The organism is Neobacillus sp. YX16, from assembly GCF_030123505.1.
Taxonomy (GTDB): Bacteria; Bacillota; Bacilli; order Bacillales; family Cytobacillaceae; genus Neobacillus.
In genome coordinates this window covers 5,035,399-5,060,804 of the sequence record NZ_CP126115.1, presented here as the reverse complement: position 1 = coordinate 5,060,804, position 25,406 = coordinate 5,035,399, and the positions used below count along the sequence as shown (strand labels likewise).

24 protein-coding genes and 1 riboswitch are annotated in these 25,406 nt (G+C 38.4%); of the genes, 10 read left to right on the top strand and 14 right to left on the bottom strand.

The features are described 5' to 3' along the window. Nucleotides 1–90: 90 nt before the first annotated feature. Nucleotides 91–717: a LysE family transporter gene (locus QNH48_RS25050; RefSeq protein ID WP_283952437.1), complete on the top strand. Its 627-nt coding sequence runs from the start codon at nucleotides 91–93 to the stop codon at nucleotides 715–717. 32 nt (nucleotides 718–749) lie between these two features. On the opposite strand, the gene QNH48_RS25045 is transcribed toward QNH48_RS25050, so the two are convergent. After that, nucleotides 750–2,111 carry an amino acid permease gene (locus QNH48_RS25045; protein ID WP_283952436.1) on the bottom strand — a complete coding sequence of 454 codons (1,362 nt, stop codon included), beginning with the start codon at nucleotides 2,109–2,111 and terminating at the stop codon, nucleotides 750–752. Continuing rightward, nucleotides 2,095–2,268 (bottom strand): hypothetical protein, encoded by a 174-nt coding sequence (locus tag QNH48_RS25040; protein WP_283952435.1) that lies wholly within the window; start codon nucleotides 2,266–2,268, stop codon nucleotides 2,095–2,097. The genes QNH48_RS25045 and QNH48_RS25040 overlap by 17 nt, the downstream gene beginning before the upstream one ends. Nucleotides 2,269–2,488: 220 nt before the next feature. Here QNH48_RS25040 and QNH48_RS25035 point away from each other — a divergent pair, with 220 nt between their 5' ends. Beyond that, the gene (locus QNH48_RS25035) at nucleotides 2,489–3,244 is read left to right on the top strand and encodes a TraR/DksA C4-type zinc finger protein (protein WP_283952434.1); all 756 of its coding nucleotides are present in this window, start codon (nucleotides 2,489–2,491) and stop codon (nucleotides 3,242–3,244) included. Between the two features lie 44 nt (nucleotides 3,245–3,288). On the opposite strand, the gene QNH48_RS25030 is transcribed toward QNH48_RS25035, so the two are convergent. Next, the gene (locus QNH48_RS25030; RefSeq protein WP_283952433.1) at nucleotides 3,289–3,507 is read right to left on the bottom strand and encodes a YozQ family protein; all 219 of its coding nucleotides are present in this window, start codon (nucleotides 3,505–3,507) and stop codon (nucleotides 3,289–3,291) included. 91 nt (nucleotides 3,508–3,598) lie between these two features. On the opposite strand from QNH48_RS25030, the gene QNH48_RS25025 reads away from it, so the two are divergent. The 7 genes from QNH48_RS25025 (at nucleotide 3,599) to QNH48_RS24995 (ending at nucleotide 9,309) form a co-directional block, all read left to right on the top strand. Continuing rightward, on the top strand, nucleotides 3,599–3,742 hold the full coding sequence (locus QNH48_RS25025; protein ID WP_283952432.1) for a hypothetical protein: 144 nt from the start codon (nucleotides 3,599–3,601) through the stop codon (nucleotides 3,740–3,742). A gap of 27 nt (nucleotides 3,743–3,769) precedes the next feature. Continuing rightward, the gene (locus tag QNH48_RS25020; RefSeq protein ID WP_283952431.1) at nucleotides 3,770–4,654 is read left to right on the top strand and encodes a cation diffusion facilitator family transporter; all 885 of its coding nucleotides are present in this window, start codon (nucleotides 3,770–3,772) and stop codon (nucleotides 4,652–4,654) included. Nucleotides 4,655–4,863: 209 nt separating this feature from the next. Then, entirely contained in the window at nucleotides 4,864–5,802 is a 939-nt protein-coding gene (locus QNH48_RS25015; protein WP_283952430.1) for a magnesium transporter CorA family protein, read from the top strand. A gap of 176 nt (nucleotides 5,803–5,978) precedes the next feature. Further along, nucleotides 5,979–7,241, top strand: coding sequence for a S8 family peptidase (locus QNH48_RS25010; protein ID WP_283952429.1), 1,263 nt, complete (start codon nucleotides 5,979–5,981; stop codon nucleotides 7,239–7,241). Between the two features lie 150 nt (nucleotides 7,242–7,391). After that, nucleotides 7,392–8,612 carry a helix-turn-helix domain-containing protein gene (locus tag QNH48_RS25005; RefSeq protein ID WP_283952428.1) on the top strand — a complete coding sequence of 407 codons (1,221 nt, stop codon included), beginning with the start codon at nucleotides 7,392–7,394 and terminating at the stop codon, nucleotides 8,610–8,612. 12 nt (nucleotides 8,613–8,624) lie between these two features. Continuing rightward, the gene (locus tag QNH48_RS25000; protein ID WP_165979098.1) at nucleotides 8,625–8,777 is read left to right on the top strand and encodes a hypothetical protein; all 153 of its coding nucleotides are present in this window, start codon (nucleotides 8,625–8,627) and stop codon (nucleotides 8,775–8,777) included. A gap of 121 nt (nucleotides 8,778–8,898) precedes the next feature. Beyond that, nucleotides 8,899–9,309, top strand: a complete 411-nt coding sequence (locus QNH48_RS24995) for a cytosolic protein (protein WP_283952427.1) — start codon at nucleotides 8,899–8,901, stop codon at nucleotides 9,307–9,309. A 47-nt stretch (nucleotides 9,310–9,356) separates the two neighbouring features. Here the strand turns inward: QNH48_RS24995 and QNH48_RS24990 are convergent, their stop codons facing one another. The 11 genes from QNH48_RS24990 to QNH48_RS24940 all read right to left on the bottom strand — a co-directional run bounded on the left by QNH48_RS24990 (nucleotide 9,357) and on the right by QNH48_RS24940 (nucleotide 23,531). After that, a complete protein-coding gene (locus QNH48_RS24990; RefSeq protein ID WP_283952426.1) occupies nucleotides 9,357–9,920 on the bottom strand; it encodes an FAD-dependent oxidoreductase in 564 nt (187 codons plus the stop codon). 122 nt (nucleotides 9,921–10,042) lie between these two features. After that, nucleotides 10,043–11,245 carry an MFS transporter gene (locus QNH48_RS24985; protein ID WP_283952425.1) on the bottom strand — a complete coding sequence of 401 codons (1,203 nt, stop codon included), beginning with the start codon at nucleotides 11,243–11,245 and terminating at the stop codon, nucleotides 10,043–10,045. 14 nt (nucleotides 11,246–11,259) lie between these two features. After that, nucleotides 11,260–11,673: a MarR family winged helix-turn-helix transcriptional regulator gene (locus tag QNH48_RS24980; RefSeq protein WP_283952424.1), complete on the bottom strand. Its 414-nt coding sequence runs from the start codon at nucleotides 11,671–11,673 to the stop codon at nucleotides 11,260–11,262. A gap of 260 nt (nucleotides 11,674–11,933) precedes the next feature. Next, on the bottom strand, nucleotides 11,934–15,383 hold the full coding sequence (metH, locus tag QNH48_RS24975) for a methionine synthase (protein ID WP_283952423.1): 3,450 nt from the start codon (nucleotides 15,381–15,383) through the stop codon (nucleotides 11,934–11,936). Continuing rightward, nucleotides 15,361–17,223 carry a bifunctional homocysteine S-methyltransferase/methylenetetrahydrofolate reductase gene (locus QNH48_RS24970; protein WP_283952422.1) on the bottom strand — a complete coding sequence of 621 codons (1,863 nt, stop codon included), beginning with the start codon at nucleotides 17,221–17,223 and terminating at the stop codon, nucleotides 15,361–15,363. Before QNH48_RS24970 ends, metH begins: the two co-directional genes overlap by 23 nt. Nucleotide 17,224: 1 nt before the next feature. Further along, complete coding sequence (gene metC, locus QNH48_RS24965) at nucleotides 17,225–18,412, bottom strand: cystathionine beta-lyase (protein WP_283952421.1); 1,188 nt, start codon at nucleotides 18,410–18,412, stop codon at nucleotides 17,225–17,227. Continuing rightward, nucleotides 18,412–19,527 carry a methionine biosynthesis PLP-dependent protein gene (locus tag QNH48_RS24960; RefSeq protein ID WP_283952420.1) on the bottom strand — a complete coding sequence of 372 codons (1,116 nt, stop codon included), beginning with the start codon at nucleotides 19,525–19,527 and terminating at the stop codon, nucleotides 18,412–18,414. The genes metC and QNH48_RS24960 overlap by 1 nt, the downstream gene beginning before the upstream one ends. A gap of 83 nt (nucleotides 19,528–19,610) precedes the next feature. Continuing rightward, a riboswitch (SAM riboswitch) is annotated at nucleotides 19,611–19,730 on the bottom strand. A 71-nt stretch (nucleotides 19,731–19,801) separates the two neighbouring features. Continuing rightward, a complete protein-coding gene (locus QNH48_RS24955) occupies nucleotides 19,802–20,506 on the bottom strand; it encodes a DUF421 domain-containing protein (protein ID WP_283952419.1) in 705 nt (234 codons plus the stop codon). A gap of 27 nt (nucleotides 20,507–20,533) precedes the next feature. Beyond that, nucleotides 20,534–21,592 carry a lactonase family protein gene (locus QNH48_RS24950; protein WP_283955884.1) on the bottom strand — a complete coding sequence of 353 codons (1,059 nt, stop codon included), beginning with the start codon at nucleotides 21,590–21,592 and terminating at the stop codon, nucleotides 20,534–20,536. Between the two features lie 125 nt (nucleotides 21,593–21,717). Beyond that, nucleotides 21,718–22,329: a YesL family protein gene (locus QNH48_RS24945; RefSeq protein ID WP_283952418.1), complete on the bottom strand. Its 612-nt coding sequence runs from the start codon at nucleotides 22,327–22,329 to the stop codon at nucleotides 21,718–21,720. Between the two features lie 77 nt (nucleotides 22,330–22,406). Further along, the gene (locus QNH48_RS24940; RefSeq protein WP_283952417.1) at nucleotides 22,407–23,531 is read right to left on the bottom strand and encodes a GntR family transcriptional regulator; all 1,125 of its coding nucleotides are present in this window, start codon (nucleotides 23,529–23,531) and stop codon (nucleotides 22,407–22,409) included. A 461-nt stretch (nucleotides 23,532–23,992) separates the two neighbouring features. Here QNH48_RS24940 and QNH48_RS24935 point away from each other — a divergent pair, with 461 nt between their 5' ends. Next, on the top strand, nucleotides 23,993–25,348 hold the full coding sequence (locus QNH48_RS24935; RefSeq protein ID WP_283955883.1) for an ABC transporter substrate-binding protein: 1,356 nt from the start codon (nucleotides 23,993–23,995) through the stop codon (nucleotides 25,346–25,348). Nucleotides 25,349–25,406: the final 58 nt, after the last annotated feature.

Below are 25,406 nucleotides of genomic sequence, written 5' to 3'. Positions count from 1 at the left end.
CCTTTTTTTTGAAAATAAAGTGGTACAACCCCTATTTCCTGAATAGAAATTGAAAGACAGGCTTCTATTTCAATTCAGGGAGAGATTAGGATGAATGTATTTTTAAGTTATATTTTGCTAGGATTGTCGCTGGCGGCTCCTATTGGTCCCATTAATGCCGCTCAAATAGATAAGGGGATAAAACACGGATTTATGCATTCATGGCTTATTGGGGTAGGGGCGGTCGTAGCTGATGGAGTTTACATGATGATTGTATATTTTGGAGTGGTTCATTTTCTTGAAACTCCCTTTATGAAAACTTTTTTATGGTTATTTGGCTGTTTTGTCTTAATTTATACTGGAATTGAAACCATGCTTTCGGCAAATAAGCTGAAGATTGGAGAGAAAAGGAAGGATGAACACTTAGTAAAATCTTTTTTATCTGGTTTCTTTATGTCGATATCCAATCCGTTAACGATTTTATTTTGGCTGGGGATTTACGGATCTGTGCTCGCCAAGACTGCGGCAACCTATGAAACAAGTCAATTAATTATTTACAGCAGTGCTATTTTTATTGGATTACTTATTTGGGATTTCACAATGGCTGGGATTGCGAGTAATTTTCGGAAATATTTAACCTCGCAGCTGCTTGTGGGGATTTCGCTTCTGTCTGGAGTATCACTGATTGGATTCGGGATTTACTTTGGCTACCAAGCCTTTAATGTTTTATTTGGATAACAACAAAAGCCAGCGAATATAAGCGCTGGCAATCAAGCTGTTGGCCAAGGACTAAGTACTTTGCCCTTTTTCTTCTTCTTTTTCCACTTGAAATTCATAATTAAAGTTATGCAGCCTATTATCCCAATGAAAGCCAGGCTAATAAAGAAACCAGGCCGGCTTGTGCTATGAAATAGAGTGCCACTAACTGCGATAAGAATGAATAGAATCCCAGTGGAGTATTTTATCTTATCCTTTGCTGTTACCTCTAATAATTTCCATGAGGATGCTAAAATGAAAATCCAGTTGTAGAGGAGCATGAGTCCTGCAGCGGTGGTAATGTATTCATAAACATGACCTGGCATTAAAAGTGCACAAACAATCGAAGCAGATATTCCCAAAACGGTAATGAGTAAAGTGGGAATAGGTACTTTTAGTTTCCCCTGCCTGCAAAATAATCCAGGCGCATCTCCTTCTTCAGAGAGTGTAACAAGAATGCTGGTAACAGCAAAAAGGGAGGCAACCATTGTCGAAAATCCCGCAATAATTAATGCTCCGTTAAAAAGATGTGGAATAAACGTTAAATTGTAATTGTCTAAAGCATTAACGAATGGACTTTTCTCACCATTAAATTGATTCCATGGAACCATTAAGACCGCAAGTCCGATGGAGAGCATGTAGATGACCATCAGAGTTACCAGCATTACTTTTCCAGCCTTAGGGGCCTCCTTTGGATCCTTTAATTGGGTAGCCATTAAGCCCAGAATTTCAATTCCTCCAAAAGCATAGAAGGCAAAAATAACCCCGGACCATAAACCTAATACACCATGAGGAATTAAATCCTTTCTGCTGTCAGGATATTGAATAGGCCGGTCTCCATCAATCACTCCGAATATCGCTAATAAAGCAATGATAACGAACATTAATATGGCTGCTATTTTTATGACGGCAAGAATATTCTCTAATTTATTTAGTACACCTACCCCGATTAGGACGACCACTAGTCCAAGTAGGGCATAAATACCAGCAAAAGCCCATAGCGGAATCTTTGGGAACCAAAATCGTGAAAAAATAGATAGAGCTGTCATTTGACTGCCCATTATTAAAACCTCTGACACCCAATAGACCCATCCGCTGCTAAATCCAGCCCAGCGGCCGAAGGCTTTTTTCGCATAGGACCGAAACCCGCCCTTTAGAGGTTCTTGTGCAGTCATTTTTGCAAGTGCATCAAAGACCAAATAGGTTCCAGCAGCTGCAAGGATGAAAGCGATAAGAATAGCAGGTCCAGTCATTTTGATGGCGATACTTGACCCTAAGAAGAATCCTGTACCGATTGTACACCCCACCCCAAATAACGAAAGCTGCCACCACTTCATATTTTTTTGTTCATTTTCCCCGCTACTCGATTTGCCCATTCACACTTCTCCCGGTTGCTCCTACTGATTTATCTGTATTGTCCTGGTTATTATATTCAGGGTCATTCTTGCCTAGTTGTTTATTTGCACCGCCCAAATAAACACTTTGATGTTCCTGCTGTTCTTTTCTAAATTTGTTAAAATTTTCGTTTACCATCGTATTCCCTCATTCCTTTTTAATGACATTCTATATGTTAAGATACACGCTCACCAAAAACTTATTCAGCTAGTTCATAAGAGCAATTAGGATTTTGTTGGAATCCCTAAATTAATTACATAATCATGGCCTAAAACATTGAAAATAAAGAGGTACTAGAAAAAGTTGAAATATAAAATGGGCGAAATAGATAAGCAATAAGCCTTGAAAGGGGTTTACTATGTTAACGACAGAGCAGCTTGCTGGTTTTCGTTTGCAATTACTAAAGGAAAAAGAGGAAATAGAAGAGCGCCTCGAGCAAAATGGCCATTATGGTTTAGAACGAGGTCATTTTCATGAATCGATGGGGGAGTTATCAAGTTATGATAATCATCCTGCTGATGAAGGTTCAGAGTTGTATGAACGTGAAAAGGATATTGCGTTAAATGAACATACTGATTTACAGCTAAGAAATATAAATAAAGCACTTGAAGCAATGGAAAATGGTCAGTATGGAAAATGTGAAGTATGTGGGAACGAAATATCTTTTGAACGATTAGAGGCGTTACCGAATACGACCTATTGTAAAGAACATAGTCCAGATCAAGTAGTATCACATGATCGACCTATTGAAGAGGGAGTATTAATGCCGCCGTTTGGGAAATTTGATATGGATACGAAAGATGAGAATGTCGCTTTTGACGCAGAGGATTCTTGGCAGATTGTTGAACAATGGGGAACATCCGACACACCATCAGATTTAGCCTTTCCACAAGAGCACTACAATGATGTTGGGATTGAACCAGATGAAAATGAGGGGTATGTGGAGGACTATGAAAATTTTGTAGGTAACGATATATATGGGAACAATGTTACCGTGTACCCAAACCCACAACATGAACGCTATGAAGAGTCACTTGATGAAGAAGGAATCATGACAAGCTTTGGAGATCTGCCAGCATATGAAAAAGATCCATATGTGGATGACGATAAATAAACAGAAAAACAGCTTTCGCGTTTGGAAAGCTGTTTTCTCTAATTTTATTCGTTTCTGTATGGCTTTTGTGCAATCGGGAGATCCTTCGCGTTTAAATCGTCATCAGTGGATGTATCAATTTCCCCCTCCATATAGGTGTCGCTTACCTGTTCGTGTGTGGTCGCTAGACCGGTAGACATGACATCATTTTTTTGATAGTCGCTTGTTTCGTAAATACGTCCAGCGAGATCTGTACTGTTGTTTGCAGAATTCTTTTTATCCATGCTGCACACTCCTTAAATAAATTTGGTACAACCGTATTTTCTACGTTTTATTCAAGGATTACTCATACAAAAATTCAAGGGGCTGAAAAGTATGAACAAAGATAAGTATCCATCAAGGGAAGAATTGGATGAGGCTTTCCATTTTCTTCATGACGCGATTAACAGAATTACCGTCGAAGAAGAAGAGGAAGAAATGAAAATGGAGGTTAATGGGAATAATCAGGTAGAGAAATAGAAATTTTTTTTGAGGTGGACTAAATAGATGAGGGAATCCTTAGCGAAGAAAATTGCCTGGATTAGTGTGATTAGTAATATCCTCTTAACATTAGGTAAACTTTTCATAGGCTGGTTTGGAAATAGTGATGCGGTTTTTGCGGATGGAATTCATTCCGCTGCAGATGTTTTTGCCTCTGTTATTGTCTTACTGGTCATTAAACTTGCCAATAAGCCAGCTGATAATGAGCATCCTTATGGTCACGGAAAAGCAGAGGTCATTGTTTCCGGCATCGTAGGAATTTTACTTTTCCTCGTTTCCATTTATGTGGTCTATGAAGGAATCGCTGGATTCTTCCATGAAGTAGCAACACCAAGTTACTTAGCGATGTGGGTAGCAATCATTTCCTATGTTACTAAGATTATTTTGTATCGTTCATCATTAAAGGTGGCAAAAGAGCATAATAGTAAGGCAATTGAAGCCATCGCCTTTGACCACAAAGCAGATATTGTGGCTTCGATTGCTGCCGCGATTGGGGTTCTCCTCTCTATAATGGGCGAACGCTTTGATATTTTTATCTTACAATATGGAGATAAAGCAGCAAGTATTTTTGTAGCTTACTTAATTTTTAAAATCTCCAAGGAAATGTTAATGGAAGCTTTCGATATCTTGCTTGAACGTAATATTGATGCGGCAACATTACAAGAATATATGAATGTAGTGAATGAATTTCCAGAGGTAAAGAGGATTGATCGGATTAGAGCAAGAGAACTTGGTCATTATGTTTTAGTTGATCTGAGAATATCAATTGACCACTTTAAAACCATTAAGGAAGGACATGACCTTGCAAAACAAATCAAAGGGAGAATGATGGAGAGATACGACAATATTGAAGAGGTATTAATTCACTTAAACCCCTATTTTCCTGAATAAATTGTTGTTTGTGCTTTTTTGATTTTGGGTTTATGATAATGGAGTAATAATACGCCCAAGGAGTTGATATTTTTTGAGTTATGCAATAGACCCGGACCCTAGTAGCAGCGGGGAAGTCAGCGTTATCTTTGAATTGGATTCTTCAGGAATATCAGCTCTTAAGAAGGTAGTTTGGCTTCCTCGTACAAAGTAAGTGAGGAGGTTTTATTATGTTGGAGATTTATAAAAGCAGTGAATCAAAAGTACTTGAACAGGTTGAAAAAATTTCAAAGGGCTGCTGGGTTAATATGTACGCCCCAACCGAAGAAGAAATTAATAGGGTTACAGCTGAAGCCAACATCTATGTTGACTTTATCAAGGACGCCCTCGATGACGAAGAACGACCAAGAATCGAACGTGAGGATGGCCAGGTTTATATCATCGTGGATTATCCCTATATTACGCATGATGATGCTGGCTTTCCCATTTATGAGACTATCCCGATAGGAATTGTCTTAACGGAAGAGTGTATTATCACTGTATCCTTAAAGGATACTCCAATCTTAGAAGTTTTTAAGAATAATAAAATAAAAGAGTTTTATACCTTTAAAAAGAACCGATTTGCTCTGCAAATTCTTGCTATTATTACATCCTATTATTTGCGGTACTTGAAACAAATCAATAAAAGAACAAATGAGATTGAACGCGAACTACACCAATCGATGAAAAATAAAGAATTGTATGCATTTCTTGCATTAGAAAAGAGCCTTGTTTATTTCACAACTTCGCTAAAATCCAATAAAGTCGTATTAGATAAAATTCTTCGTTTTAGTTATATCAAAATGTATGACGAAGATAAGGATTTATTAGAAGATGTGATGATTGAGAAAATCCAGGCAATTGAGATGGCCGAGACGTACAGCTCTATTCTAAGTGGGATGATGGACGCATTTGCTTCCATTATTTCCAACAATGTGAATATTGTCATGAAATTTTTAACATCCTTTACCATCATACTTTCATTCCCAACCATCGTTTTCAGCTTTTATGGGATGAATGTGGATTTACCGCTGCAAAATAGCCCACATGCCTTTTGGATATCTATTACTGTTGCATGTGTTTTATCCACTTTAACGGCATTAATCTTTTGGAAAAAGAAATATTTTTAACGTAATACAAGTGAAATTTGTAGGAGGCTCTGGAGTAAATCTTCAGGGTCTTTTTTATGGAATTGAAAAATTTCCCAACTTTTCTAGGTATTTTTTCATTTACATATTCTAAATATTCTAAATAAAATGAATAAACAGGTCCAAGCCTGGAGTTGATAAAGTAGGGGAGAATGTGGATGAAAAAGAGAAAAGTGGTAGGTGCGTCAGTACTTAGCTTTGTAATGGGGGTATCCATGTTTGCGACAGGTGCTTTCGGTCAGCAGCCAAACAGCCAGGAGGAGCCCCTTCGGGTTATTATTCAAGGACCATCCGCTGATAAGGCACAGGCAATGAAAACTGTAGGGGTTCGTTGGGATTTTGGGGCAGAGGGTTTTACTACTACGGTTAACAGCAAGCAATACCAGGCACTATTAAAAAATAAAAACTTAACGATTGAAAGAGTTGAGGAGGTCCAACTGGCACCGAATAAAGAGGCTGCCGCTAAGCCAGGTGGTTCTGCCAATTCTGGTCCAAGTGACCAAACACCGTGGGGAATTCAAGCCATTTATAACGAATCTGCTATTCAGTCAACTTCTGGAGGCGCTGGAATTAAGGTGGCAGTCCTTGATACGGGGGCTAATACAAGTCACGCAGATCTAACAAATAGAGTTGAACAATGTAAGGATTTTACACAGAACAAATCACCGCTTATTGAGGGCAGCTGTTCAGATGGAAATGGTCATGGTACGCATGTAGCAGGGACCGTACTTGCAGACGGCGGAACTGGCCAAGGGATATATGGAGTGGCACCAGAGGCTGATTTATGGGCATACAAAGTGCTAAATAATCGGGGATCTGGTTATTCAGATGATATTGCCTCTGCCATTCGTAAAGCTGCAGATGAGGCAACTAGGACTGGTTCAAAAGTAATTATCTCCATGTCATTAGGTTCTAGTGCAAAGGACACCTTGATTTCAAATGCTGTTGATTATGCCTACAGTAAAGGGGTATTAGTCATTGCAGCGGCTGGAAATGATGGTCCATCAAGCAATACCATTGGGTATCCAGGTGCTCTAGTCAACGCAGTAGCAGTAGCAGCATTGGAGGATGTTCAGCAAAACGGTACATATCGTGTAGCTGATTTCTCTTCTCGAGGCAATCCCGCTACTGATGGTGATTATGTCATTCAAGAACGTGATGTTGAAGTTTCTGCTCCTGGAAGAGCAATCGAGTCTACATGGCATGATGGATCTTACAATACCATCAGCGGCACATCAATGGCTACGCCTCATGTTTCAGGATTAGCAGCTAAAATTTGGGCTGAAACTCCTTCGTTGTCACACACACAGCTTCGTAAAGAGCTTCAGGACAGAGCAAAACTATATGATATTAAAGGCGGTACAGGAGCAGCCACTGGCGATGATTATGCATCAGGCTTCGGATTCCCAAGAGTAAGATAATAGGAAAAAACCATCTGTTTATTGTAAATAGATGGTTTTTTCTATACTATCTAACAATTTTTTAAATAGTCTGAACAAATAAGTGGATGAGGTGGCCTGATTGTTATAAAATGATAGGAAAAAGGAAGAGCTTCTAAAGGTGGTAATACTATGGAATTCGGACCATTAATTAAATTCTACAGGACTCAAAAAGGGATTACACAAAAAGAACTTGCTGCTGGAATTTGCTCTATCCCTCATTTAAGTAAGATCGAGAATAATTCAAAAGATGCTAATGGAGAGACTATTTCCTTACTGCTAGAAAGACTTGAAGTGAGTTTTGATGAAATGGAAGAAAAAGAGGAGTTAATATATAGCCTTCTAAAAGATTTTGGTGAGAAAATTAACTTTTATTTACGTGAGGATATAGAAATAATATTTAATAGGTTAAAAGAAATAGAGCATGTTATCCCATTTTCTGCTCATATGTATTCATATGAATTATATAAATATCGGTATCTATTATTCAAGGGATTACTATCAGAAGCAGACGCCCAACGGGATATTTTATACAAGCAAAAGAAAAATTTTTCCCAACATGAGATGTATTTATTTCGCTATTACAATGCTGTATCCTTAATATTAAAGGGTCATCATAAAAAAGCTGATGAGATTTTTGATGAATTATTTGTGGAAACTAACAATGAAACAACCAATGGAGAACTCCTATACCACTGGGCTTTAGTAAAGAGTGCGCTTGATCAGTCAGGACATGCTATACACTTTGGAAGGTTAGCACTGCAAATCTTTATGAATCAGCATAATTTTTATCGGATTCTTCATACGCTAATGCTGCTTGGAATTAGCTATACTAATTCAAAGATTTATGAGGAAGCGCACGTTTGTTTTAACCATTTAATTCGTAATGCTGAATTGTTAAAGGAAGAAAGAATGCTTCCACAAATCTATCATAATATGGGATACTTGCAGGATAAAATGAACAATGTGAAAGAAGCATTAATCTATTACGAAAAAAGTTTATCTTTACAGCCAGTGAAAAACCAAAACTATCTTGTAACTTTATACGGAATTGGTGAAATCAATTACAAATTATCAGACATGGAGAAAGCAAAGGAATATTTTCTTCAGGTTAAAGAACTTTCCAAAGAAACTGGCATAAAAAAACAAGGTCTTTTAGCTGATTTTTATTTAATTCATATGGATTCCTCTGAGAAGGCAATGAAATACTTAGAAGTAAAGGTAATCCCTTATCTAGAGGGATCAAAAGAACATAAAGAAGATATGATTCGATATTACAGGCTGCTTTCAAAGCACTATAATCAACAGGGGAAATATCTGGAAGCTGTAAATTATCTATCAAAAATTATTTGAGGAGGAAGAAAAATGAAAAAGGCGATTATATTATTATTCTCACTCTCATTACTTGTTCTTGCAACACCTGCAAATGATGGTAACAGTCAAAATATATCCATTGATGTGGCAAAGGTTGAAATAAACAAAGCGGCAGCTGACCCCATTTACCCACCAGTAGGATAATGATAAATTCTTCTCGACAGTCGTCTACTGTCGAGATTTTTTTATTTTCTTCTATATCGTAATTAAAACTAAAAATAAGGGGAAAAGTAGTTTATATGTGTTTAACAAGGAGGAAAAGATTATGAAATCATTTATTGTAGGTTTTCATCAAGAAGACAATGTGGATTCAATGCAGATTCAAAAACTAAGCCAGGAGGACTTTGAAAAAGCAACAGAAGGAGGTACAAGACACCTATTTGATTTAGATACGAATATTGGCTTTTTTGTCTTTTTCGACGCAGAAGATGCCGATGGTGATGTGTCATACATGGTGCTCCAATATGAAGATCCAACAGGAGAGGATGGCAGTGAAGACCCAGTGGGCTGCTATTCCTTCCAATTGAAGGATTTTTATGAATTTACAGCCCTTTATCTAAATGATCTTGAATTTAATGAAGAGGTAAGTGAAGAGGAAGAAGACTATGGGCCAATACATCACCTAGCACATCTTTTATTCCATATTGTTGAAGAGGGAAAAGATCTAGAGGTATGAAACGATGACAAAACCCCCAAATAAATAAGGGGGTTTTGATTTTTACATTATGCCTTTAACACATCATGGTCGACATAACGCTCGCCATTCAATTCACTGATAACATTAATCGCAACCTTTGCGCCGTCACCGGCAGTAACAATGGTATGTACGCTCACACCAGCTACTGTACCAGCTGCCCAAATGCCATCGACATTTGTTTTACCTTCTGCATCTACATCAAGGATAGTTTTTACTCTTGGCTCAGTACCAGGCTTGGTAGTTAAACCTGCTTTTTCAGCTAAGTCTACAAGGAAACCTGTAGCAACAATTACATGCTTTGCTTCATATTCACCGTTTTCAGTTTCCACCTTGATGCCTTCTCCAACTTTGCTAATATTAGTAACAGTAGCCTGGACGATTTCCCCGCCAAATTTAGTTACCTGCTGCTTACCAATTTCAACGAGGTCAGGTCCAGAGATTTCCATCACGCCATAATGGTTTTCAACCCAAGCACGCTTTGTAACTGTCTTATCATTATCAAGTACCAATGTTTTTTTTCCTGCTTTAGCAGTTAATAACGCAGCGCTCGCACCTGCTGGTCCAGCACCAATCACAACAACATCTAACATGTAAAAACCTCCATTCGAATAATTAGCATACAAAAAAAGTGTAACCTAATGTATTGGAAAAGTAAAAATCACTGCTCAGTGCATAAAAAAGAACCATCAAAACAAACGATGGTTCTAGTCCATTATTGCTCTTTTACGTTTAAGTATTGCTGGCGTTTCATTTCTGGTTTTCGAACTTGCATGAAGTAGTAGAGAACGGCCCCAATAAGAATGTAGAAAGAACATAGGAAGTATAAGGAGCTAAAATCCATTTTTGCTGCAATTAATCCAACCAAGAATGAACCTAACGCAATCCCAATATCATAGATTGATAGGAATGTAGCTGTAGCTAAACCGCGTTTTCTAGGTGCAGCGTTTTGAATGGCAATTGTTTGGAAGGTTGGGAAAAGGGTACCCCATCCTAAACCAATCATTCCGGCTGAAACGAGGAACGTAATCGGTCCGCTGCTTTGACTTAAGACAAACATACCAATTGCAAACAAGACGATGGAAGGGAACACAATGACATTAGGGCCATATTGATCCAGCCATCTTCCCGTAAAAGGTCTAGACATTAATAAAATAATCGCATACACCACAAAGAATAGACTTGAGACTTCGGGAACATGTATTTCATTTGCATAGACAGATACGAAGGAAAGCAGGGCAGAATATACAATAGCTAAGAAGCTGCCTACGATGGCAATCGATACTGCAGAAGGTTCAAAAAAGCTTTTCAATGAGAAAGCCGGAACAATAACCTTTCGATTAGGTTCTTCAGTATTTTTTAATTTGACGGTAAGACCAGTGATTAGCGCCCCAATCGCAACAATGACAGTCAGGATAAACATTGTTTTAGCTCCCCATTGTTGGATGGCTGTCAACCCCACAAATGGTCCTAAAACCATTGCCATATTTGTTGACATTACAAAGTATCCCATTCCTTCACCTCGTCGTGAGCTGGGGATAAGGTCTGCGACAATCGCTCCTACTGCGGTAGTGGCCATTCCAAAGCCTACTCCGTGCAATAAACGAATGATAAGGAAGCCTGTTACCGTTTTTGGGAAAAAATATAAAAGTGAAGCAGCTGCGAAAATAATAAGAGCCGTTAAAAGCACTTTTCTATTGCTGCCACGTTCAAGCCATTGACCGGCTAGCGGTCTTGATATGATGGCCGAAAGCAAGAATACAGTTGTCATTAACCCCGCCTGTGATGCGTTGCTATCAAATTCCTGTAAAGCATATATAGGCAAAGTAACGAGCAGGATATAAAATGTTAAAAATAGAAAAAAGTTACTTAAGGAAATATTAATAAAATCCTTCGTCCATAATTTAGGTTTGTTCATTTTTTGCACTCCTTTTACAAAAGCTGTTTTAACCAAACGCTTTGTAATGTTAATAATTCTTGTTGTGAGGCTTCTGGAAAACTCTTTAATAATGCCTGATTGCACTTCGTAACAGCATGTTCCCAGATGGGAAATTCCTTTACTGCTTCATCCGTTAATTGGATAAACTTTTCACGTTTGTCCTTGCCAGGAATTTGTCTTACATACCCTTGTTTAACTAGACGTTGAATCGTCCGGGTCATAGGAGGTGCTTCAACAAATAAATACTCAGAGAGTTCTTTTTGGGTTAGTGAGCCTTTTGTATGTAAAACAAAAAGGACAGACCACTGAGCACTATACAATCCAAAAGGCTTTAAAGCTTCATTTAGTTTATTGGTTAATTGTCGGGAAAGTTGATGAAGAGTATGAAATAAGGCGTGGGTAGTCAAATAAGTTCACTCCAATATTAATATATATATAATGGTTACCTGGGTAATTATTATGTTTACCTAGGTAACTATATCGAGTTTAGAAAGAAATGTCAAGGAATGAAGTCTATAGTGGCAGTTGGCGAGTAAACCACATAATTTCGCGAGTAAATGGTTAAATTACGCGAGTAAAATGGCTTTTTTTGCGAGTAAATCAGAAAATCTCGCGAGTAACTCACAAAAGTTATTAAAAAATCCGCGGAATTTTCCGCGGATCTGTTTTAACGATGAACATTAAAGTATCTCGCCTCTGGATGGGCAAATACCATGGCTGATACGGATGCTTCTGGCTCCATCATGCAGCCTTCCGTTAATTCAATCCCAATTTCCTCAGGATGAATTAATGCAAATAATTTCTTCTGATCCTCTAATTCCGGGCATGCTGGATAACCAAATGAGAAGCGCTGCCCCTGATATTTAGCTGTAAATCGATCCTGCATGGTGAACGTTAGCGGGTCTGGGAAACCCCAGCGATCGCGCATTTGACGATGAATCAACTCTGCAAAGCCTTCTGCTGATTCAAGTGCTAAAGCTTGAAGGGCATGACTCTCAAGGAAACGGCCTTCAGCCTTTAACTGGTCTGCCTTTTCACGGATTCCTCTTCCCGCAGTTACCGTAAAGAAACCAACATAATCTTTCTCCCCACTGTCAACTGACTTTACAAAGTCTGCTAAACATAAATGAGGTGCAGATTCCTGACGTGGAAAATCAAATGTTTCAATAACAGTATTAGGCTCTTCTGGATCATAAATAAATATCTTATTCCCATCAGACTGAGCAGGGAAGAATTGATAGACAGCAGCTGGTAAAATCCAATTACCCTGTTTAGCATCTGCTAATAATCCATCAACTACTTCTTTTACTTTTACAGCTTTTTCATTCTTTTCAGCAAGTAAATTTGCAATTTTTCCTTTCACCCCTAGGTGGTGTCCAATTAACATTTGCATATTAATATAAGGCTCAATATGGGATAGGGAATAGGTTTTTAAGATATGTTTCTTAGTATCCATCGGTGTGAAAACCGGTACTTCTGTCGAAACAGATGGTCTTGTTTTAACTGCGGTGGATACAGCTGAACGAATAGGCAAATCGCGCGGAAGTTCAATCGCGGCTAGTTTTTCCCTTTTTTCAGCAATCAGTTTTTCGTGCTCTTCTGGAGATTGAAGCTGATTCGCGAGCGATAATCCAGTCATAGCATCCTTGGCATAAAGAACAAGTCCATCATACTCTTTTGCAATTTTGGTGTCGGTGAACTTTCTAGAAAGAGCAGCTCCTCCTACCATGATTGGAGTTGAAATTCCAGCTTCTTTCATATCCTGTGCTGTTAACACCATTTGCTGTGCAGATTTCACCAGCAAGCCAGATAATCCAACGATGTCCGGTTTTTCCTTTTGAATCACTTGAACCAATTCAGTTGGTGTTACTTTAATTCCTAAATCATGCACATCATAACCGTTATTGCTAAGAATAATGTCAACAAGGTTTTTTCCAATATCATGAACATCGCCTTTTACTGTTGCTAAGATGACCTTCCCTTTGGAAGAAGAAACATCACCTTTTTCCATATAAGGTTCTAAATAAGAGACAGATGCCTTCATAACTTCAGCACTTTGGAGAACTTCTGCAACAATCAGCTGATTTTCGTTAAACAGTCTTCCTACTTCTTTCATGCCTTCCATTAATGGTCCATTAATGATATCAAGCGGAGCAGGGTACTTTTCAATTGCTAAAGCCAAATCTGGCAAAAGACCTTCCTTCGTACCTTCGACCACGTAGTAAGAGAGTCGTTCTTCCAAACTCATATTTGGTACGGTACTCTTTGTCTCTTTCTTCTTGCCTCGATAAAATTCAGTAAAGGTAGCTAAGGTTTCATCTGTCGTGTTAAATAAAAGGGCTTCTGCTAATGTGACTTCTTCCTTTGAGATAGAAGCGAACCTTTCGAGTTTTTCAGTATTTACAATCGCATAATCAAGCCCTGCTAAAGTACAGTGGTATAAAAACACCGAGTTTAATATTTCTCTGCCAACAGGCGGAAGACCAAAGGATACATTGCTAATTCCAAGAATGGTTTGTGTCTTAGGAAGATGTTCCTTGATTAACTTAATACCTTCCACCGTTGCTTTTGCAGATCCAATATACTGTTCATCACCTGTACCAACAGGAAAAACAAGTGGGTCAAATATTAGATCCTGGGGCTTTAAACCATACTTGTTGACGAGAATGTCATGAGATCGCTTGGCTATTTCCAATTTCTTTTCAGCTGTAACACCCATACCTTTTTCATCAATCGTACCAACGACGACAGCAGCACCGTATTTATGGATTAATGGAACAACTGCCTCAAATCTTTCTTCGCCATCCTCAAGATTAATCGAATTAATAATCGCTTTTCCTTGAGAATACTTGAGTGCTTTTTCGATTACTTTTTCATCTGTAGAATCGATCACTAGCGGAGCTTTTATTTTCTTAACTACTTCAGGAATGAAATTCTCCATGTCGGTTAATTCATCACGATCAGGGTCAGCAAGACAGATGTCAATAACATGTGCGCCGCCTTTAACCTGTGCACGTGCAATCTCGGCTGCTTCTTCAATCTTACCCTCGTTAATTAGGCGTTTGAATTTTCGAGAGCCAATGACGTTTGTACGTTCTCCGACCATAATCGGACGTAGTGTCGGGTCATCGTAAACGAATGGTTCAATTCCTGATACCATATGGAAATCAGAAGACTGTGCCTCGCGTGGTGAGAACTTTTTCATCTCTTCTGAAATTGCTCGTATATGATTTGGTGTTGTACCACAGCAGCCGCCGACAATGTTTAACCAGCCATGCGCTGCAAAGTCTGCAAGCTTTTTCGCTAACGTTTTAGGGGTTTCATGATAATGTCCTTCTTCATCAGGAAGCCCAGCATTTGGATAACAAATAATCGCTGTTGAAGCAAGATTGGAAAGGGAGCGGACATGCTCCTGCATAAATTCTGGACCTGTCGCACAATTTAGTCCCACTGCTACAGGTTTCATATGTTCCAACGAAATATAAAAGGATTCGATCGACTGTCCTGCAAGGGTTGTACCCATCGGCTCAATGGTACCCGAAACGATTAAGGGAAGAACCTTGCCTGTTTTATCAAATGCATTTTTAATCCCAATAAAGCCAGCCTTTACATTCAGCATATCCTGACTTGTTTCAAGCAGCAGGAGGTCAACACCACCGTCAATCAGCCCAATTGCTTGTTCCTCATAAGAAGCAGCGAGTGCTTCAAAGGTGGTTCCGCCTGTAACGCTTAGCGTTTTTGTCGTCGGTCCCATTGAACCGGCAACATATCGCGGCCAGTCAGCTGTTGAAATTTTCTCAACTTCCTTTTTGGCAATTTGACCGGCAATTTTATTTATTTCATAAGCCTTAAAGCCTAGATTGTAGTCATCAAGAACAATGCTTGTGGCCCCGAAGCTGTTCGTTTCAATAATATCAGCACCAGCCTCCAAGTATTCACGATGAATTTTCGCGATTGTCTCAGGAGCTGTTACATTCAGATACTCATTACAGCCCTCGTATTGCTCGCCGCCAAAGTCTTCTGCTGTTAAATTTGCATCCTGGATCATGGTGCCCATGGCGCCATCCATTACAAGAATCCGTTTTTTAAGTTGTTCACTGAATGGAGCTTTCAACATAGTTGTTCCCCCTTACTTGACTTGCACGCTGTTTGGCATATATAGCTAATTCTGTTGTTAGTTCATACCGTAAAAATGGTGTGATTAAATAAATCCCATTGAATAAATCAAGTGCTGTGTCAATTAATGATTTCGTGATTTCAATTCCTTCACGGGCTGCTTGATGCGGTTGATCATTTAATGCTGCCATCCTTTCACGAATGGCTTGTGAAATCTTTATTCCTGGTACTTCATTATGGAGGAACTCAGCATTTCTGCTTCCTGTTAAAGGCATTAACCCAATGTAAATAGGTGCATTAAGGTGTTTTGTATGTTCATAGACTTCAATTAATTTTTCTTCAGAGAAGACAGGCTGTGAAATGAAATAATCAGCACCGTATTCTATTTTTTTCTCAAGACGTTTAACTGCCTTTTCTACTGAACGAACATTTGGATTAAAGGCACCGGCAATGCTAAAAGCGGTTTTTTGTCCTAGGTCTTTTCCTGAAAATGATAAGCCTTCGTTCAATTGTTTAATCATTTGTATTAACTCAAATGAAGAAACATCATAGACAGACGATGCACCTGGAAAGTCCCCAACTCGGGCTGGGTCACCTGTGATTGCCAGAACATCATGCATTCCTAAGGTATGAAGCCCCATTAGGTGAGATTGCAAACCAATAATATTCCTATCTCTGCAGGCAATATGGATAAGCGGTCGCATCCCTAATTCTTGTTTAACAAGATAACCTAAAGATTCATTGGAAATCCTTACCTGAGCCAAAGAGTTATCTGCCATCGTAATCGCATCAATTCCTGCTTCTTTCAAAGCCTTTGCGCCTTCAAAAAATTTGCTGGTATCAAGCTTTCTTGGAGTATCTAATTCTACGATAACCGAGGGACGTTCTTTAACGATTTCCTCAAGAGGCTGGTGATCCCTTTTAGCAGCACTTTGTTCAATGATGATCTTCTTCGTTTTTAATTTAACTACTTTTTCGGTAATAGGCACGCTATTTTTTAGTTCTGACGCAAATGCCTGGATATGCGCCGGTGTCGTACCGCAGCATCCGCCAAGCAAACGCACACCCTCCTGACGGAAGCTTTGGCCGGATTTTTTAAAATAATCTGCGTCACCCTCATAATGGAATATCCCGTCTGTATAGGCTGGCAGACTCGCATTCGGGTAGGCAGAAAGAAAGCTACGTTTAGGCAATTCAATCTGCTCAAGTGTTTTCAGCATATGATGTGGACCAAGCCGACAATTCAAGCCAATGACATCAGCGCCAAGGCTTTCAAGCCGCGTAAAAGCTTCATTAATCGGTGTTTGATCTTGTAAAATTCCTAACTCCTGAAGTGAGACCTGTGCAATAATCGGAAGCTTTGTTTCTTTTCGAGCGATTGTAAGAACTGTCTCTAGTTCCTCAAGGTCGTAAAAGGTTTCTAATAAAATCCCATCTACCTCTTCAAGCAATAGGCAATAGAGCTGTTCACGGAAACTACGCTTTAATTCTTCTATTGATAATGCACTAGGCTTAATCCCACGGTTACCGCCGACTGTACCAAGAACATAAGCGTTTTGCTGAGCTGCTAATTTTGCATTCTGGACGGCTGCACTATTTATTGCTTTTACAGAGTCCTCTAAACCATATCTTTGCAGTTTTAAATAATTTGCCGCATAAGTGTTTGTTTGAACCACGTCAGCACCGGCATCAATATAGGCTTTATGGATTTCCTGTATCTTTTCTGGATGTGATAGGTTTAGTTCTTCAAGACAACTATCCTTTCCAAACGAGTAGAGGAGAGTACCCATGGCACCATCAGCAATTAAGATTTGCTTTTCTAATTTTTCTAATAGACTCATATTATCGGCCTCTTTGTACTGTCAGTTGTTGTTCATTTACCACTTGAAGGGCTTGTGAAAAATCCTTTATTAAATCATCAGGATTCTCTAAACCAACAGAAAGGCGGAGTAGACTATTTTTGATTCCCCGTTTTTCTCTCTCTGCTTGAGGCATGGCAGCATGTGACATTTTAGCTGGATAGGATAAAATGGATTCTACCGCGCCAAGACTCACTGCAAATACAGGTAATTTTACATTTGAGACAAAGGTCCTTAGAGCTTCTTCATCATAGAGTTCGAATGATAATACAGCACCTGCTCCAGCAGCCTGTTCTTGTTGCAATGCATGCTGTGGATGATTTTTAAGAGCTGGGTAATATACCTCTTCAATAAGAGGATGTTCCTCTAGGAACTCAGCAATCTTAAGAGCTGATTTTTGTGATTGTTCTAGTCTGACATGAAGGGTTTTTAATCCCCTAAGTACAAGCCAGGCATCTTGTACCCCAAGTACAGCACCAAAGGAATTCTGTAAGGAGTACAGTCTCTTTCCTAACTCTTCATCATTTACAACCGCGAGGCCAGCAACCACATCACTATGACCAGATAAGAACTTAGTTGCGCTATGAAGAACTACATCCGCTCCAAGCTCTAAAGGTCTTTGGTACTCAGGAGTTAAAAAAGTGTTATCTACATAAGTAATGGCATTAATTTCTTTTGCCAAATTACTAATTGCTTTAATATTCGTAACCTTTAATGTAGGGTTAGACGGTGTTTCAACATAGAATGCTTTGGTGTTAGGTCTAATGGCAGCCTTTACTTGATAAAGGTCTGTCATATCTACAAATGTATGTTGTATTCCGAAACGAGTCAGTACCTCTGTGACCATTCGATACGTTCCGCCATACACATCCTCAGTAATAACGATATGATCCCCGGAAGAAAGAAGGAGGAAGGCTGTTGAAATAGCTGCCATTCCCGATGAAAAAGCAAAGCCTCTTGTTCCACCCTCTAATTCGGCAATTACATCCTCGAGTGCTTCTCTTGTTGGGTTTGCACTTCTAGCGTAATCGTATTTTCCGAAACTTTCGATATCAAACTGATGGAAGGTTGATGCATGCTGAATTGGTACACTTACGGCTCCAGTGTTTGGATCGACTTTATGCTGATTATGAAGGAGCTTAGTTTCAAAACTATAATCTTCTAAACTCATTATCTAATCACTCCTTCTTTTAATTTAGCTAATGCCTGTTCAAGATCTTGAATGATATCAGTAGGATCTTCAAGGCCTACAGAAAACCTCAATAACCGATTACAAACACCTGACTGAATTCGAATTTCTTCTGGAATATCAGCATGGGTTTGGGTTGCAGGGTAGGTAATAAAGCTTTCGGTTCCGCCAAGGCTTTCCGCAAACGTAATAAGTGAAAGTTCTTGCAGGAATGGGTTAATCAAGGACTCATCCTGTAAGCGGAAGGAAACCATTCCACCTCTCCCTGGGTAAAGGACATCTGTTACTCCTTCGTGAGCAGAAAGGTATTCCACGATGGTCTGTGCATTGCTTTCATGTCGCTGCATACGAAGGGATAAAGTTTTCATTCCGCGCATCACCAGCCAAGAATCAAAAGGACTTAGGACCCCGCCTGCACCGTTATGATGAAAAGCCAGCGCCTCACAAATTTCTTTCCCCTTAGCAACAATAAGTCCAGCAAGGACATCATTATGACCGCCTAAGTATTTTGTAGCACTATGAATAACAATATCCGCTCCAAGCACGATAGGCTGCTGGAGAAGCGGGGTATAGAAAGTATTATCCACAATCAGGATAATTCCGTTCTTCTTGGCAATTTTTGAGACAGCACTGATGTCAGACTGCTGCATAAGCGGATTGGTCGGAGTTTCAAGGAAAATTGCTTTGGTTTGTGGAGTAATCCTGCTTTCAATTTCTTCTGGACTACAAGTATTCACATATTGAGTCTGCAGTCCCCATTTTTTAAAGCCCTGTTCTAGTAAACGATAAGTTCCTCCGTATAAATCCTCGCTCACAATCCACTCGTCACCAGACTGAAATAGGGAAAGGATCGTAAAAATAGCTGCCATACCCGAACTACAGGCAAATCCTTGATCTGCCCCTTCTAAATCAGCTATCGCCTTTTCTAATAGCTGCCGAGTAGGATTTCCTGTCCTTGAATAATCATATCCTGTTGATTGGCCAATGCCCTCGTGACGGTAAGCTGTTGAAAAGTAAACAGGAGGATTAACGGTGCCTGTCACCTTATCACTTCTATTTCCAATTTGAGCTAACTTCGTATCAATTTTATATACCATTTCCTAATCCTCCTCCTTTATAAAAACAAAAAAAGTCTTCTATAAGAAGAAGACTTTTGGATGCACATTCGCACAGGTCATTCTTCTTATCTCACAAGTTACCTAATAACTTGATGGACTTAGCACCTTTTCAATGATAAAAAATGTCATTGAAGGTTGCTGAGACTTCATAGGGCCATTCCCTCAGCCTCTCTTGATAAGAAAGTATAATATTTAGACTTTTTATAAAATTTACTACACTAAAGCAGAAGTGTCAATTACTATTTTCAGAATATCATTTATAAAGGAAGACTTTTAAATTATCCTTACAATCGATGGTTGCTAGTAAGACGTTGTCTATTTCCGTATTATGTTGGTTTTTTAGATTATGAATAAGCCAATCCTCTTTTTTATTGAGATGTGTTAATTCTTGAAAATTAATTCTGCCTTCTTTAACAATTGTTTTAGGGAAATCAAAGGGTTCGGTGACCAAGTTATAGGTTGATGGGGTGATTGCTTCGTATTTTGGATCCAAAAAAACAGAAACCTTCCCATCGGCTTCCCATAATGCTAGGGCAACTTTGCTGACATCTTCTACTTTTTCTTCCCGTAATTCTTCTAATAAAATATCGATTGATATTCTAGCTTTATTTAACCCTTTAAAGATAATCTCTCCGTCTTTAACAAGTGTAATCGGAGGAGGAGTAATTAGTTTTCTAATTCGCGGCCATTTCATTACAGTATAGACACTTCCAATATACAGAATTACCAACACCACTGTAGTTGTAAGGGAACCTTTTAGCCCAAGATGTTCATCGGACAATGGATGGGCAATAATGTTCCCGATAATTAGTGCAATTACGAAATCAAGCAGTCTTAGCTGCGCAATGGAACGCTGGCCCATCGCTTTTGCAACTAGTATTAAGAAAAAATAGCCTACCACCGCACGTAGAATCCACTCTATTGTCGTTAAGGATTCCTGACTATGAAAGAAATTCATTCAATGACACATCCTCTAATCGTTAAGTTAATTTTCTAAAAACTTAACACAAACCGGGTGTGGTACTTTAATATCAGATTTCAAAAGAGTTAGTTTTCCGGTATTTTCATCTCGTGAGAATAACACCAAATTGCTTGATTCTTGATTGGAGGCAACAACGAATTTTCCCGTCGGGTCTATTGAAAAATCCCTTGGCCAGTCTCCCTCAGTTGAAGTACGCTCCAAGAAACTAAGTTCCCCTGTATCCTCGTTGACCTGGAAGACAGCAATACTATTATGACCGCGATTTCCTGCATAAACAAAGCGGCCATCCTTAGAAATATGAATCGCACTGCCTTGGTTATTTTCTTTGAAATCCTCCGGAAGGGTAGAAATATACTGTTTTTCAGTGAAATGTCCATTTTCGGAATGATAGTTTAAAGCAATTACCTCGGAGCTGAACTCTGTCATAAGATAAGCAGATTTACCATTAGGATGAAAAGCTAGGTGTCGTGGACCACTTCCAGCTTTTATTGGCAGCAGGTTTGTTTTTTCAAGTGTGCCATCGTCATTTACTTGATAGGTTATAAGTGCATCTGTTCCCAGTTCAACAACTGCTAAATATTTTTCATCGGGGGTTAGTCCTGCGTAATGAGTATGCGCTTTTTCTTGTCTTGGGTCAGGTCCAGAACCCTCGTGTTTGACGCTGGATACAGCGGGCTGAAGTGATCCATCTTTTGAATCAAGAGTAAGAGACTCTACATTACCTTTATGGTAATTGGCAGTAAAAACATATCTGTTTTTACTATCAACACTGACATGGCATGGCGGCGATCCTTCTTGTGCCTGCTCATTTATGGAGGTTAACTCACCGCCTGCTTCAATTGAAAAAGCAGCAAGGCCGCCAAGCTCGCCTTTCTTCATAACAGAATATAAATACTGCTGATTATCGCTTATTGATAAGTAGGTAGGGTTTTCTAAAGTCGCAGCCAGTTTAATATCGACAATTGTTTTTTCGATGGTGTCTAACTTGAAAGAATAAATACCTTTACTCTCTCCTTTTGTATAGGTTCCAATATAGCCTGTGTAATGGTTATTTTCAGTCATCATTTATCTCCTCTATTTAAGTTAATCATTTTATTTTATCAAACTATCCGAAAATTATTAAACGCTTTGTTTGAGAAAGAAAAAAGTCCACAGATAATAATCCGTGGATATTGAGAAATGTATATTCATTTTGAAGATTGAACCAGTTGAATCTTATTAAAAACAAGATGACACAAATAGTAATTGCAATAGGCAAAAACACAGAAAATAAATAGAAAAGTAACGGACCAAGTATATAGAATCAATACCATCAAAACAAATAAAACAATTACAGACAGAGTAACAAAGAAATATCTAACTGAAAAGAACAGAGAGTTCTTTATAGCAGTCAGCCAATTGACATTATAATTGGCAATGGTTGAAAAAATAAAAATAGTAATGAATAGAATGACGATACCGATTAAAGACAAAACCGGTAAGAGAATATACTGGAAAGTACCGAGATTTTTCATTAACATAAAATCAAGATAAAACACTCCGGCAAAAACAATCCAGATTATCCCTAAGATAAAACTTTGTTTAAAGTTCTCTTTGAAATATTGAAAAAAGGAACGAAAGACACTGTAGTCTTTATGCAAAATCCATTGGCGAATGACACAGAACATGGCAACGGAAGCAGGGAAAATCGTAATGACCGGCAGACAAAATAACAACCAGAGGATATTTAATTGGAAAAAAGCGGTTACAAACTCAAGTACTTTGAATAACTGTTTCATATTCTCACCATGTTTCCTCATCAAAGATGTAAATTAAACACCCCGTTACCTAATAGGGTGTTTAATTTTGTTTAGAAAGTAAACTAATTGAAGGGGTATTAACTAACTAAGTTCGGCTTTTTCACTTCTGCAGTAGAATTTCGTATAATCAACTCTGGTTCGTATATGATAGACTGTGGATTACTGCTGCTGTTCCCTTCGACTGCTGAAACAATCCACTTCGCAGCTTCAATACCCATCTCCATTTTCGGGTGGGAAACAGATGTTAATTTTACCTCGGTTGCCTCTGCTAAGAAGGAGTCATCATACCCAACAATGGAAACATCCTCTGGGACACTCAAATCAAGGCCTCTTAACATTTCAATAACACTTAATGCTGATTGGTCATTATAGCACACAATGGCTGTAGGCATTTTTTCATTTGTATAAAAATGCTTTAATTGTTCTACTATTTTGCTATGCTGATCTTCTGTTGTATAGGTAATAACCATATCTGGAAAGAACGTTATTCCGTGCTCTCTAAAAGCCCGGATAAAGCCTTGCATCCGGTTAACCCCTTGAAGGTCATCCGTTTTGAAAATCCCTATTATCTTTTGGTGGCCTAATTTAATTAAATGTTCGGTAGCAATAAAGCCGCCATGCTCATCATTCATAATAATATGAGGCGGCATCAGCTGTGAATAGTATTGGTTAATCATTAGATAAGGGGTATTGTTTTGTTCAAGTTCTAAATAGTAACTAATATTAGGATTATAATTGCTGCTTTTTGTTGGTTCAACAATTAGCCCATTAATATTTCTGCTCAACATTGTTTGCAGGCATTGTTTCTCTTTTTCTACATCATTGTCTGTACATGCAAATGTTAAGGAATATCCCTGGGTTGTTAAATAGGACTCAATACCTTTAATAATAGAAGGGAAGATATAATCTGAAATATAGGTTGTTATTACACCAATATTTTTCCCGTTTCCATTTGAGATTTGAACCTGATGCTCGACGGGTTCTTTTTTTAATGAACAAAACGTCCCTGCTCCTTGTTCACGATAGAGCCATCCTTCGTGAACTAAATCTCCAACAGCCTGGCGAACGGTGTGTCTAGAGACACCAAACATTTTAACAAGTTCATTTTCGGAATAGATTTTTTCACCTGGTTTGACGATTCCACTAGTGATCCATTCTGTTATTTTCTCTTTTACCATATTATACTTGGTTTTTTGTGCCACGGTTTCACCACTTTCAACTTGTATACTAAATTGTTAAGTTATACGTACAACGAATAATGTATAGTCTTATATTATCAAATAGAATAATTATTTGCTATGGTTAAATTATACACGGATAAAGTTATTGTTAAACACGTACGGACATAAATAAAAATTTTTAATAAAAGCGATTGACATGTACGAACAGGCATATTATTATTTGAAGTGTAGAGAATACGCTTTCAAAGTTTCATAGAAGTACAGCTTTTGAAAAATAGAAGGTATTTCTATTATTACGTTTATGAAAAATAGAGTCTAGGGGGTCTTAAATGTAATTATTCAACATGTACGTACATATAAAATCCGGTAACTTATACTTTCATTTTTTTTAAAAAAGTGGTTACGCTTTCAAAGGTTTTCATGAAATTGTTTTATTCTTAAAAAATTATAAAATAGTTTGTGGAGGGATTCAATTGTTTAAAATATCTAAAAAATTCGGAGTTATGACGCTGCTTGCATTATTGATTATCAGTACGATTCTTAGTGGTTGTGCTAGCAAGGAAAGCACCTCAGGTAAGACTAAGGACGGAAAAACAGCCATTACATTTATGTTTAGAGGTCAGCCTAAAGAACTTGAAGCTTATACAGCTACTGTGAAAAGATTTGAATCGTCACATCCAGATGTTAAAGTTACATTGGTTCAAGTTGCTCCAGATCAATATGATACGAAGCTAAAAGCAGCGATTGCTGGTAAGAAGATTCCAGATGTTTTCTTCTATAACCCAGCTCAAGTTAAAGCATATGTTAACTCTGGTGTTTTAAAAGATATTACTGAATTCGTTGAAGGGTCAGAAGATGTTAAAATCGACGATATTTGGGAAAAAGGTATCGCAAAATATCGCTTTGATGGCGAAACACTTGGTGAAGGTGCAATTTACGGATTGCCGAAAGACTTAGGTCCATTTGCATTAGGTTACAACAAAACAATGTTTGAAGAAGCAGGAATTCCACTTCCTGACAAAGATAAGCCTTATTCATTGGAGCAATTCATTGAAGTAGCACAAAAATTAACAAAAGATAAAAACGGCGATGGAAAAAATGATCAATTTGGTGCTGGATTTAACATTCAATGGGCATTACAGCCAATTGCTTGGAGTAATGGTGCAGACTGGATTGATGAAACTGGCACAAAAGTAACGATTGATACTCCTGAATTTGCTGAAGCGGTACAATGGTTTGCAGATCAACAAAATAAATACGAAATCACTCCTTCTATTGCAGAAGCACAAACACTAGATACGTATCAAAGATGGATGAAAGGCGAATTAGCGTTCTTCCCTGTTGGACCATGGGATATGGCAACATATGCAGAACAATTAAAGTTTGAATATGATTTAATTCCATGGCCTGCTGGTAAAACAGGTAAACCTGCTGCTTGGGTTGGATCATTAGGAATCGGTGTAGGAGCTACAACGAAAAATGCAGAAGCAGCTGCTGAGTTAGCAATGTACCTATCTGCTGACCAAGAAGGACAACAAGCATTAGTAGACGCTCAAGTTCAATTGCCAAACAGCGTAACAGTTGCACAAGAATGGGCTGCTGATACATCTATTAAACCTGCAAATAAGCAAGAGTTCTTAGATATTATCAATGATTATGGACGTGGATTCCCTGCTGAAAAGACTTACACAGCTGAATGGTATGATGAATTCTTTAAGAATATCCAGCCAGTTCTTGATGGAAAGATGACAGCTGAAGAATACGTGAAAGAAGCTCAACCTAAGATGCAAAAATTATTAGATGCTGCAATCGAGCAAGAAAAGAAATCTTCTAAGTAATAAAATAAATTGATGCTCTGACATAGTGTAAATGGTGCTAGTTATAAGAAATCTGCTA

Coding starts and splice junctions, on each gene's coding strand:
- QNH48_RS25050 (WP_283952437.1), top strand. CDS start 91: ATGAATGTATTTTTAAGTTATATTTTGCTAGGATTGTCGCTGGCGGCT.
- QNH48_RS25045 (WP_283952436.1), bottom strand. CDS start 2,111: ATGGGCAAATCGAGTAGCGGGGAAAATGAACAAAAAAATATGAAGTGG.
- QNH48_RS25040 (WP_283952435.1), bottom strand. CDS start 2,268: ATGGTAAACGAAAATTTTAACAAATTTAGAAAAGAACAGCAGGAACAT.
- QNH48_RS25035 (WP_283952434.1), top strand. CDS start 2,489: ATGTTAACGACAGAGCAGCTTGCTGGTTTTCGTTTGCAATTACTAAAG.
- QNH48_RS25030 (WP_283952433.1), bottom strand. CDS start 3,507: ATGGATAAAAAGAATTCTGCAAACAACAGTACAGATCTCGCTGGACGT.
- QNH48_RS25025 (WP_283952432.1), top strand. CDS start 3,599: ATGAACAAAGATAAGTATCCATCAAGGGAAGAATTGGATGAGGCTTTC.
- QNH48_RS25020 (WP_283952431.1), top strand. CDS start 3,770: ATGAGGGAATCCTTAGCGAAGAAAATTGCCTGGATTAGTGTGATTAGT.
- QNH48_RS25015 (WP_283952430.1), top strand. CDS start 4,864: ATGTTGGAGATTTATAAAAGCAGTGAATCAAAAGTACTTGAACAGGTT.
- QNH48_RS25010 (WP_283952429.1), top strand. CDS start 5,979: ATGAAAAAGAGAAAAGTGGTAGGTGCGTCAGTACTTAGCTTTGTAATG.
- QNH48_RS25005 (WP_283952428.1), top strand. CDS start 7,392: ATGGAATTCGGACCATTAATTAAATTCTACAGGACTCAAAAAGGGATT.
- QNH48_RS25000 (WP_165979098.1), top strand. CDS start 8,625: ATGAAAAAGGCGATTATATTATTATTCTCACTCTCATTACTTGTTCTT.
- QNH48_RS24995 (WP_283952427.1), top strand. CDS start 8,899: ATGAAATCATTTATTGTAGGTTTTCATCAAGAAGACAATGTGGATTCA.
- QNH48_RS24990 (WP_283952426.1), bottom strand. CDS start 9,920: ATGTTAGATGTTGTTGTGATTGGTGCTGGACCAGCAGGTGCGAGCGCT.
- QNH48_RS24985 (WP_283952425.1), bottom strand. CDS start 11,245: ATGAACAAACCTAAATTATGGACGAAGGATTTTATTAATATTTCCTTA.
- metH (WP_283952423.1), bottom strand. CDS start 15,383: ATGTTGAAAGCTCCATTCAGTGAACAACTTAAAAAACGGATTCTTGTA.
- QNH48_RS24970 (WP_283952422.1), bottom strand. CDS start 17,223: ATGAGTCTATTAGAAAAATTAGAAAAGCAAATCTTAATTGCTGATGGT.
- metC (WP_283952421.1), bottom strand. CDS start 18,412: ATGAGTTTAGAAGATTATAGTTTTGAAACTAAGCTCCTTCATAATCAG.
- QNH48_RS24960 (WP_283952420.1), bottom strand. CDS start 19,527: ATGGTATATAAAATTGATACGAAGTTAGCTCAAATTGGAAATAGAAGT.
- QNH48_RS24955 (WP_283952419.1), bottom strand. CDS start 20,506: ATGAATTTCTTTCATAGTCAGGAATCCTTAACGACAATAGAGTGGATT.
- QNH48_RS24950 (WP_283955884.1), bottom strand. CDS start 21,592: ATGACTGAAAATAACCATTACACAGGCTATATTGGAACCTATACAAAA.
- QNH48_RS24945 (WP_283952418.1), bottom strand. CDS start 22,329: ATGAGGAAACATGGTGAGAATATGAAACAGTTATTCAAAGTACTTGAG.